This window comes from Pseudomonas sp. P5_B2, assembly GCF_056400445.1.
The window spans coordinates 1-1,070 of record NZ_JBFULH010001055.1; the positions used below are offsets into that span (position 1 = coordinate 1).

Here is a 1,070-nt window from a genome sequence, read left to right on the forward strand (position 1 = left end):
GCCCTCAACAGTCAACAAGCTGCTCATTAAGCTGTCAGCAGTCCTCGCATGGTCAGTGGAAAACGGTCACATATCCAAGTCTTACGACAAGAAACTGAAGCTCACGAAGGGCACTGAATCGAGCCGTAAGGCGTTCACTCAGGATCAGGTAGGCAAGCTGGTGGCTTACTCCAATGCGCTGCCAGAGACCTCATGGAAGCGTTGGCTATTGAGCCTCGGGGCTATCACTGGCGGGCGTCTCAATGAAATCTCACAGTTGACGGTTGGTGACGTGCAGACCCTCGCATCAGGCATCACGGCCATTCACATCAATGAAGCAGGCGAAGGCAAGTCAATCAAAAACAAGCGTAGTGAACGATTGGTGCCGTTGACTGATGGTGCCTATGGGTTCGACCTCACAGCGTTCTTGCGGTACGTCGAGGCGTGCAAACTCAGTAAGTCGGAGGCGTTGGCGCAGATTGGCTATAAGACAGCGGGAGACTGGGCGAACCGACAAGCGATCCCTGAGGCTCTTGGTGACTCCTACGGTCCCGGTCTAGTGTTCCAGTCCTTGCGGCATTCATTGGCGTCTTTGATGCAGGCCAAAGGGGTTCCTACGGCTTACGCACAGGCTGTCATGGGGCATGCGTCGGGTACGATTACATTTGATGTCTACGGTTCAGGGGTGCCCGTTGAGACCGTCGCGGAGATGCTTATGGACTTGTTCGTTGGCGGTGGTCGATGACGGTTTTGTTGGGGACTACTGCGCTAGAGCCCCCACAATGCCACTTTTCAATCGCGACCTCGCAGGAGCGATCACAGGGCGCTTTGATTGGTCACTTCGCGCCCAGCATGAGGATTTTACGCTATCGCATCCCTTACGGCTCTACAGGGGCTGATAGAGAGCCTGTCCGGTCGTAACACCAGATTGCACACTCCTGTCAAGACCGTATCTTGACAACGACCCCATTTTTCGAGTAAAGTCCGCTCCCTGCCAATAACGGCAAATGACCCAAACCGGCGCAGAGCGCCCCAAGGATCGCCTATCGAAAATGAACTGACCAGAAGGAGGAACACCCATGATGCAACCA

Annotated in this window: 1 protein-coding gene; it reads left to right on the top strand. The window is 54.7% G+C overall.

The annotated features are described in order from the left end of the window. Positions 1–724, top strand: a 724-nt coding sequence (locus AC1DRJ_RS29110; protein WP_477805174.1) for a tyrosine-type recombinase/integrase, incomplete at its 5' end; no start/stop codon positions are given. Positions 725–1,070: the final 346 nt, after the last annotated feature.